The organism is Microcoleus sp. AT8-A3 (assembly GCF_036705675.1).
GTDB lineage: Bacteria > Cyanobacteriota > Cyanobacteriia > Cyanobacteriales > Microcoleaceae > Microcoleus.
Window position 1 is genome coordinate 63,870 of sequence record NZ_JAUBVD010000033.1, and the last position, 9,152, is coordinate 73,021.

7 protein-coding genes are annotated in these 9,152 nt (G+C 46.6%); 2 read left to right on the forward strand and 5 right to left on the reverse strand.

Annotated elements, in window-relative coordinates; all coding sequences use genetic code 11:
• Positions 1-26: 26 nt before the first annotated feature.
• Together QUB51_RS19175 and QUB51_RS19180 are read right to left on the reverse strand one after the other, a co-directional pair.
• On the reverse strand, positions 27-851 hold the full coding sequence (locus QUB51_RS19175) for an RNA-guided endonuclease TnpB family protein (protein ID WP_333056450.1): 825 nt from the start codon (positions 849-851) through the stop codon (positions 27-29).
• A gap of 139 nt (positions 852-990) precedes the next feature.
• Positions 991-1,281 (reverse strand): helix-turn-helix domain-containing protein, encoded by a 291-nt coding sequence (locus QUB51_RS19180; protein ID WP_333056451.1) that lies wholly within the window; start codon positions 1,279-1,281, stop codon positions 991-993.
• A gap of 723 nt (positions 1,282-2,004) precedes the next feature.
• Here QUB51_RS19180 and hmpF point away from each other — a divergent pair.
• Positions 2,005-3,750 (forward strand): pilus motility taxis protein HmpF, encoded by a 1,746-nt coding sequence (hmpF, locus tag QUB51_RS19185; RefSeq protein WP_333210862.1) that lies wholly within the window; start codon positions 2,005-2,007, stop codon positions 3,748-3,750.
• Here the strand turns inward: hmpF and tilS are convergent.
• From tilS to ccsB, 3 genes are all read right to left on the reverse strand, one after another.
• The gene (gene tilS / locus QUB51_RS19190) at positions 3,747-4,892 is read right to left on the reverse strand and encodes a tRNA lysidine(34) synthetase TilS (RefSeq protein ID WP_333056453.1); all 1,146 of its coding nucleotides are present in this window, start codon (positions 4,890-4,892) and stop codon (positions 3,747-3,749) included. The two genes, hmpF and tilS, sit on opposite strands and share 4 nt — an antisense overlap.
• A gap of 218 nt (positions 4,893-5,110) precedes the next feature.
• Positions 5,111-5,536 (reverse strand): KGK domain-containing protein, encoded by a 426-nt coding sequence (locus tag QUB51_RS19195; protein ID WP_333056454.1) that lies wholly within the window; start codon positions 5,534-5,536, stop codon positions 5,111-5,113.
• 212 nt (positions 5,537-5,748) lie between these two features.
• Positions 5,749-6,819 carry a c-type cytochrome biogenesis protein CcsB gene (gene ccsB / locus QUB51_RS19200; protein ID WP_333056455.1) on the reverse strand — a complete coding sequence of 357 codons (1,071 nt, stop codon included), beginning with the start codon at positions 6,817-6,819 and terminating at the stop codon, positions 5,749-5,751.
• Between the two features lie 865 nt (positions 6,820-7,684).
• Here ccsB and QUB51_RS19205 point away from each other — a divergent pair.
• On the forward strand, positions 7,685-8,974 hold the full coding sequence (locus QUB51_RS19205; RefSeq protein WP_333056456.1) for a transposase: 1,290 nt from the start codon (positions 7,685-7,687) through the stop codon (positions 8,972-8,974).
• The last annotated feature ends 178 nt before the right edge of the window (positions 8,975-9,152 follow it).

Sequence of the window (9,152 nt, forward strand, 5' to 3'; positions counted from 1 at the left end):
CACCAGTCCACAGGCACGATCCCCGCCTAACTGACGGTTTTTGACAAATTAATTGCCGCGTTTAAGTCACGGTCAATCACCAATCCGCAATAGGAGCATTCAAACACTCTCTCGCTCAAGGAAAGTGTTTCTTTTTTTGTTCCACAGTTAGAACAGGTTTTACTGGACGGGAACCAACGGTCAGCAATTACCAACTTTGAACCGTACAACTCGCATTTGTAGGTTAACGGGCGGCGAAACTCAAAGAATCCCAGAGCGGCAACAGACGCAGCCAACTTATGATTAGCCATCATTCCGCTTACATTCAAATCCTCTATGACCATTAAACCGTGATTTTGGGCAAGTAATGTCGTCAAGTTATGTAACGTATTTTTACGTGTGTTAGCTATTTTTTTATGCAGTCTCGCTATCTTGACTTGCGCTTTTTGACCGTTGCTTGAACCGATCATTTTAGGGCGGTTTAGCCCTTGCCTTCTTGACCTTTTGGCTGCATATTTTGGGTAGGATTTTGCCCCAGCAATTACTTCACCTGTTGAGAGAGTAGCTAATGCTTTAATGCCGAGGTCAACTCTGAAAATGCTTGTATTGCCTGATTCCTGCTGTTGGGCGTCAAACCGCCAACTGATAAACCACCTGTCGGGTTGACGGGATATCGTGCAAGACTTGGTTAATACTTGTGGCAATCTTTCATAAGTTTTCAAAATGCCAATAACAGGAAATTGAATTTTATTGTCACCCAAGATTTTAACTGCGCTTTTTAACGTGAAAGAGTCACGCCGCCCTTGATTCTTAAATATCGGCACTCCCCGAGTTTTGTTAAAACACCGTTTCCCTGCTTCGCGCAATGCCATTCATGCTTGCTGCGGTGTAGACTTGCTGCATTCATATAGCAATCCTAAATGATTCGTGTAATTCTTGTAGGGGCTCTCCCCACGCCCGGTTGCCCCAACTTGGCTGGGGTAGGCAGGGGGAGTAGGGGTAGCACTACCCCTACATATTTTTACAAATGATGCGAGGATTGCTATAGTACCAAGGATTTTTTGATTTCACTATAGCTACTAAGAGTTTGTGCAAGTCAGTAGCTGTGGGAAGTTTGAGCTTTTCACTCTCGTTGGTTTTATTGTGGTGAAGTATATTTGGGGTCAACCACAATCCCCAATTCAACGCATGACGCGCTACTCCACAATGCTGGGCTAACAATGTGCGAGTAAGTTGATTATTCAGTTTCAATTCGGTTTTGAAGCCTAACAGCATTTTTACCTCTCTATCGCTTTGAATCACGCTATATACTGCTTCAATCCCTACTCATTTCAGAAGGAATGAGTAGATGTGAGTAGGATTTTGGTTACAGTTTCTCACCCTCAGTGCCGATCGACCTTTTTGCTCGCCCCCCGCGAGCGTCATCGGCTCGCGTCATTACCCTATTCTAAGGCAGCGCGGTTCAAATCCCTAGTCCGCCGAAGGATGGCGTCCGCTTGGGGGTAGCGATGGCTTTTCTGACGATCGAGCCGCAACTAAAGCCTGGTACAATCAATAGAAAGTTTTTGACGGACTGACCTTTTTCAGCTTTAGCCTATGGCAGTCTTCGCAGTGAGAGCTAGTCTTTAATCAAGTGGCATTGGTACTGCTGTCTCATTCCTCCAGACAACTGGTGACGCCCGTAATTTCTGGAAGTTCTCCCGTGAGAACGTGCTATGCGTTAGTGCTGAAGAAAAGTTAGAAAAAATGCTATCCCCCGATTGGGCAAACAATACCAAGAAGTAAGACTTAATTGGCAAAAAGCGATCCTTACTTGCCTACACTTGTTTACTTTAGGTAAGTTGACTAAAAATCACAGGCAGTGTTATCTTTAGTCAAGAACCTTTGGCTTAAGGGGGATAGCCTACTTATGTTGGAATTAGCCGTCTACCCAACAGCGTAGGAAGTAAACACCACTTATCTTTTAGGCCTTTAAGTAACTTAAAGTAAGTTGGGATAGGTTTTACGAAGCAGAGGACTATTAGTGTGCTGTATCTAGCGGAAGTACAAAAACAGAGAAGCGGCTTTGGTCTCGGTGGCGGTAAGGCTGAACTGAAACTGCTAGCTTGTCAGCGGGGCGAACATAACTGGAGCGCCGTACCAGGTGATGACGCGATCCCAGTTGAGGAAGCTAATAAGTTTAACGACGGCACGCTGGTGCTGGTTGAGTTGAGCGCTAGCAAGCAAGTGCAGCGGATTCAGGAGGCGGCCCGCCAGTTGGTGAGCATTCTGCAAAATTTCTCGCGATTGCAGGACAAGTTTAAGGATAAGGAAGAGGAAATTGAACAGTGGAAGGCTTCTCTGACGTTTTCGAGTCAGGAACTCAATCGCCGGGAAATGGAAATGCAAGCCCGCGAAGAGCAGTTGGCTCAAATGGAAGAGGAGTTGGAGCGGCTGGAGGCTCAGCGCTCGGAAATTGAAAATACTCGAGATGAAGCTAACCGACTGCGAGAAGAAGTCGATCGCAGTCGCGTGGAAATTGAGACGGCTTGGGAACAGTTGCGGGGCGAGCAGCAACGGGTGGCCCAGCAGCAGTCTGAGGTTCCGCAGGGGGCAGTGGTTGATGAGCAGCAGACCCAGAGGATTCAGGAGTTGATGCAGAAGCTGGGAGGGGCAATTGCTTCGGCCCAAGGGGTGCGGGAACAAATGAATCAGTCTCTTGGTGCCGTGGGCGCTCAACAGGCAATTCTGGATCAGCACTGGCAGCAGTTGGAGCAAAAACAGAGCATAGCTCAACAGCAACAAGAAGAGGTCGATCGACAAAATCAGAGCCTCCAAAACCGCTGGCAAGAGTGGTACCAATCTCAAGATACTTTGGCCGGGGCTCGGGCGGAGCTTAAAGGACAGCAAAGTACCCTCAGCGCTAAGCAGGCTCAGGCTCAGTCGGTGTCTTTGCAGGTGCGGGCTGTTGAGGAGCTTTACCAGCAAGTTTCCAGGCTCGCATCTGCTTCGGGTGCTGCGGGTACGGAGCAGAAAGTAGATGTGTCAGCTTTGGAGAAGATGCCTGTTGATGAGTTACAAGGGCTGGTGCAACACCTGCAACAGGATTTGGAAAAGGTGTTCCGGTTTGTTAACGATCAAGAGGAGGAGTTGACTCTGCAGCGGGAGACAATCGAGGAGCTGCAAGAGAAAATTCAAGCTGCTTCCGAGTACGATCGCATGGCTTTGGAAAATGAAATGGCAGATGAGCTCGAAAGTTATCAGATGTTAAACGAAACTCTGGTGGGACAGCGCCTCCGGTTGCAGGAACGAGAAGATGTTTTAAAGCAGCATCAGGCGGTGCTGTGGCGGCGGCTGGGTACTGCTAATGCTTCCAAACAAGAGCGAGGAGATATTGATTTGGGGCCGATTGTCGCACAGCTCAATACTCAGCGACAGCAGCAAAGCCAAGAATTGCAAAGACTGGAAAACGAAATTCAGCAAGTGCAGGAAGCAATATCCCAAATAGAGGCAAATGTCAACCGCCAAAATGGGGAAAGTGAGGCGAAACGCTACGAACTCAAGCAGTTAGAGCAGAATTTGTTCAACCAGAAAGGTGCAGTGGCGCAACTCTGGGGCAGGGTGAATGTTTATCAAGAAATGTTGCAGCCGGTGCAGGACAATTTGAATGCGCTACGCCAAAAGCTCGAAGCGGTGGCGGGGGAACTCGATCGGGTGCAGGAGACGGGAGACGAGCAAAATCGGGTAGTTTCTGAGTTGCGGCAAGTCCTTTCGAGTTTGCTCTCAGCTTAAAATTTAATATGTAAAATTATCGAAGGGTGTTCGACTCGACCGATCGCTCCTCCAGGAAATGGATCGGTTTGCGATCGGTTGGGGGCTACTATTAAGCTCGTTAGTTTTTCTACGCTTTCAAAACTGGGCGCCGAGGGCAATATTTGTTGCAGTAGTTGCCGCATTGCCCGTCGCTGCAAGGCAAGGGGTGCTTCGCGCAAAATCGGGCGATTTAACTTGACGGGAAGTTGAAAATTCACCTGCATATTGTCTGCAATTGGAGACATTGCTCGCTGTAGCAAGTCGCTGGCTGCAAGTTCGAGATATTCTACGTCGGCGCGGAGAAGTTCGGCTGTTTGGGCTAGGGCTTGTTGGGCTTTTGGGTTGAAATGAGTTTCCAAATAAGGCAATAATTCCGATCGAATCCGGTTGCGAGTATATTGCAAGTCTTGATTTGTGGAATCTTCCCAAATTGGTAGTTTTTGCTCTTGACAAAATTGACCTGTTTGCGATCGAGTTATTTCAAGCAAGGGACGAACTAAATAGATTTTAGATTTTAGATTTGGGATTTTCGATTGGGAATTTTCATCCTGATTTTCCAATCTAAAATCGGCCGATATTTGGGAGTTGGGATTTTCGCCGGAATTCGCCAATCTAAAATCTAAAATCGGCAATCCAAAATCGGCGAGGGGCCGTTTCCAGGTGAGGGCAGAAAGTCCGTCGGCGCCACTGCCGCGAATCAGGTTGTAGAGGAGTGTTTCGGCGCGATCGCTAGCTGTATGGCCTGTAACAATGTAGGGGTAGTTGTGGGCGATCGCAATTTCGGTTAAAGCTTGATATCGCCACTGTCTGGCCGCTGCTTCTGTTTTCGGGATGTCCCAGGCTGTTTCCAAATAGTAGGATATTCCCCAGTTTTTAGCTAATTGTTCTACATGATTAGCCGAGGCTTCCGAGTCAGAACGCCAACGGTGATCGCAGTGAACAATCGCTAGATTCCACCCCCATTTTGGCTGCAAATCTAGCAGTAATTTAATTAAACACAGAGAATCTTGTCCGCCCGATACTGCTACTAGCAATCGCTGATTTGATGGCAATATTTGTCGGTACAGCAGCGTCTTGTGCACTTGAGCGTGGAGGTGCGTCCAATTGGAAGATTCAGCCATGAGAGCAGTTTTTTATTAAGCAAAAATCAGGAAGTTAGGATCGCGAATTAAATAACTTACAATTTTAATTGTTATTGTGGGACGCCCATCCCACAAACTTGTGGAAGTTATTTAATTCTCATTCCTTAGAAAACGAGCATTGTCCGGGATTTAACGGATGGATTTTCAGCAAAGAAGGGGAACCATCCCCCTCTCCCAATCTCTCAATCTTTGCCTTCCTAGCTCCACATTCCTATACTTTGGGGGTCGCGGTCTGGATACCTAGAAATAGGAAAATGATTACTTATTTCTGTTGAGTCACATTGATTTAATGGCTCATCTATATCGGTTTGAGTTGAGCTATCTACCGCAGAGTTTTGCAGGGTGTCTGAGCTTTCGGCAGCGGCAGGAAGGGCTTTTTGTTCTTTGATTTCTGGTTCAAGCGGAATGAACTCCAGACGCATTCTAAGTTTTCCTTTAGTCCAGTTTTTTCCAGCACTTAATAGCTCGCAATCCAGGCCGTCTGAGAATAATTTTTCGTCTACCAATTTTGACTGCATGATTGCCATAAATTCGCTGACTTTGAATGTACATTGATACATCAAAGCGCTGGTAGGGGCAGACACAACATCGTCTTCTTGGGGAAATATTGGCGATTCGTCCATATTAATTGTCCTTATTTTAATGAAGGAAGTTCGGCAACGGATTATGTAACGGATGTGAGGAAGACCGAAGTTATAAGAAGGAAGAGGGAGTTAATTATTAGAATCTCGCTGGTTAAGTAAGGTGGGAATTGCCCACCCTACAACCGGAGATGATATTAATCCCGATTCTTTGACTTATCCTGTTCTTCTGTGGCCCATTGGTGGATTAGGAATTAGAAAAACCAACCGTAGGAATGTAAACCTTTGCCTAACAGATTAACGCCTAGATAGCAAATCCAAACTACCACAAAACCTGTGGCTGCTAAAATTGCTGGGCGTCTTCCCTGCCAGCCGCGAGTAATGCGGGCGTGCAGGTAGGCAGCAAATACCAACCAAGTAATTAGCGCCCAAGTTTCTTTCGGGTCCCAACTCCAGTATGAGCCCCAAGCTTCGTTAGCCCAAACCGCACCGGCAATAATGCCAACAGTTAGTAAAGGGAATCCTAAACCGATGATGCGATAGCTAATGTTATCAAGAGTTTCTGCTAGATTCAAGCGCTGGGGCGAGAGAAGTTCTGCGGTTTGAGTTGGGGCGGTTGATGTGGTTTGAACGGTGGCTAATTCAAGGACTGCGGTGGTGCCCAAACCGTTATTGTTGGAGTTGAAAGAGGGTTCGCTGAAAACTAATGCGCTGTCGGCGCTGGTTTCTGCATTTTGAGGTTCGGGGTTTTGAGGGCGTTGGAGGCGGTAGTTGCCGTTGCGGTTGCTGTTGGTGCCGAAGGAACTACCGGTGAGTTCGATTTTTTGGCCGCGGGTGACGATTAAAAAGGCGATCGCCAGCAGGGCTCCTACCATTAAAGTTGAGTAACTGAGCATCATGACGCTAACGTGCATCATCAGCCAGTTTGATTTGAGGGCGGGTACTAGGGGCTCTGCAGATTGCATGGTTGCGGGCAGAGTCAGGGCTGCAAAGGCGGATATTGCCATTGCTACGGGGGATGTGGCTACTCCTACTAAGCGGGAACGACTCATGTTTTCCGCGACTAGGTGGATGGCGGTGATTCCCCAAACTAGAAAAAATAGGGATTCGTAGAGATTGCTTAAGGGGAAGTAGCCTGCTTCTATCCATCGAGAACCGAGTAAAGCGGCGATGGATAGGTTGGCGACGCCCATTCCTGCGGTTCCTAGGGCCCCCAGGTAGGGAATGCCGGGGAATGCTGCGCCAACCCAGTAAATGAGCATTGTGGAGAACAAAACGGCAAAGGAGATGTTGTCCAGCCAGTTCTGGAGTACGACCAGATCCATAAAAATTACTCCGGTAGTGTTTTTACTTATTTTTGCTAACTAGATCGATCGTACTGGGGTTGGGCAGTTTTGGGTTTAGGATTTTGAATTTTTGTGGCAATTATGAGTGATTGGCGGTTGTTGAGGTACGGGCGGGCGATCGCGCGGACGCATCAAACAAGCTACTATTGACCCACCAGACGAGTGTCACCCCGTCAAGTCACGCTTGTTGATTCTGGCTGAGGGCTTGAGGTTGGACGAGTTCCAAGGAAGGAAACACGGAATGCTGATGGGCGAAATTCGATCGCCGATTAACAAAATTAGGACTTACGCAGAGGGGGCCGGAAACCGGGTTTTTTTAGGAAAATCCTTCGTTCGTACTCGAAGATTAAGTAAAAAACCCCGTTTCTTGGTCGGGAGTGCGTCTAGGACTGAAAATATAGGATGTTTTTTGATCTGGGGCGATCTGGAATCCTTTAGAATTGATTGAGCTGAATTACCCATTTGCTGTTTTTGCAACCAGCAAAAAACGGAAGCCCCCGACAATCGTTGTGGATATTCCCCAAATTTTAGACTAAAGCTCAACCTCCCAGATTTATCAAGGCGAGTCAAATCTAAAATCTAAAATCTAAAATCTAAAATGGACTGAGGGTTCGAGCAGTTGCATAGGTTAGAGGAGATGTTGGGTTAATGCGTCGAGATTCAATATTTTACCTTAATGTCCGCAGAAGGCTCCCGCTATAACCGAGGGGGATTTATCGAGATCCGCGAGTCCCCCCGATGGTTTAGCGGCGAGATGAATGCCGACCAGCTAACGATTGAGCGATAGCGAATCATTATAATTATACCCGTGTTTGTGTTGGGTAAAATGTGGTATCATTCTACCATGTTAGTAATAGAAGCAAAGTTAAAAGGAACTCAATCACAGTACAGTAAGTTGGATGAAGCAATCCGCACCGGACAATTCATCCGCAACACTTGTCTGCGATATTGGGAAGATAACAAAGGAGTCACTAGGAATGACCTCCAAAAGCTTTGCTCGGTACTAGCTAAAAACAAGGAAACCCCTTGGACGAAGAAGCTTAACTCTCAAGCTAGACAGGCTCACGCAGATAGAGCGTGGTCTGCTATTGGGCGTTTTTATGAAAACTGTAGATTGGGTAAGCCTGGTAAAAAAGGCTACCCCAAATACAAGAAGTTCAGCCGTTCCATTGAGTACAAAAACAGTGGATGGAAATTATCTGCTGATAGAAGACAGATAACCTTCACCGATGGTTTTGAAGTAGGAACGATGAACTTATGGAGCTCTAGGGATTTGGTCGGGTATTCAGAAAAACAAATCTCTAGGGTTCGAGTTATCAGACTTGCTGATGGCTACTACGCTCAGTTCTTAGTGAACTGGGATAGAAGAGAGGAGCATGAGTTTCAAGGAAAAATGACGGGAATCGACTTAGGGCTTAAAGAGTTCTACACCGATTCTGATGGAAATACTGTCGATAACCCTCGATATCTGAGAAAGTCCGAACGTCGCCTCAAGATGCTGCAACGCCGGGTTTCTAAGAAGCATATCAGGGGCAAAAAGCAGTCTAATAGATACCATAAAGCTCGCAGGGCTTTAGCCAAACAACATCTCAAGGTAAGTAGACAGCGTGAAGACAAGGCTCGTAAAGATGCTCTGGCGCTAGTTAGATCTAACGACCTAATTGTCTACGAATACTTGAAGATACGAAACATGGTGAAAAATCACCACTTAGCTAAGTCTATTAGCGACGCATCATGGTATCAATTCACTCAATGGCTTCAATATTTGGCCCTGGTTCACGGTGTCATTGTTATCGCTGTTCCACCTCGAAACACGACTGTTGATTGTTCGTGCTGTGGATCGAAAGTGAAGAAAACTCTTAGCACCAGGACGCATCGATGTAACCAGTGTGGCACGGTTTTAGATCGCGACCACAATGCCGCAAAAAACATTTTGGCAAAAGGATTCAAGCTGTTAGCTGAATATTTAAACAGTACCGTAGGGCATACGGAATCTGGAGCCAAAAGCTCAAAAGCGCAGGGAGAAACTAACCTCTGGCTTAAGAACGGAGACGTTCTTGCTCTAAGTTGGCTCGATGAACTGCGAACCAAGAATTCTTGGGAATCCCCCACTATATTCGGTACTCCAAATTAGTGGTGGGAGGATGTCAAAAGTTTACAAATTTGAACCGAAGGGAGGCAGAGGCGATGTTAGGGATTACGCTTGAGGAAACTCGCTTTTATCGGGAAGCTAAGCAGGGTAAACGCATCTAAATTAAGTTGACAGAAAATCATATTTGTGCATGATTTGTTTTTTATAAAACAATTCTTAA

Excerpts from the sequence above, each read along its gene's own strand:
- tilS (WP_333056453.1), bottom strand. The coding sequence starts at position 4,892 with ATGGCTGAATCTTCCAATTGGACGCACCTCCACGCTCAAGTGCACAAG.
- QUB51_RS19205 (WP_333056456.1), top strand. The coding sequence starts at position 7,685 with ATGTTAGTAATAGAAGCAAAGTTAAAAGGAACTCAATCACAGTACAGT.
- QUB51_RS19195 (WP_333056454.1), bottom strand. The coding sequence starts at position 5,536 with ATGGACGAATCGCCAATATTTCCCCAAGAAGACGATGTTGTGTCTGCC.
- QUB51_RS19175 (WP_333056450.1), bottom strand. The coding sequence starts at position 851 with ATGGCATTGCGCGAAGCAGGGAAACGGTGTTTTAACAAAACTCGGGGA.
- ccsB (WP_333056455.1), bottom strand. The coding sequence starts at position 6,819 with ATGGATCTGGTCGTACTCCAGAACTGGCTGGACAACATCTCCTTTGCC.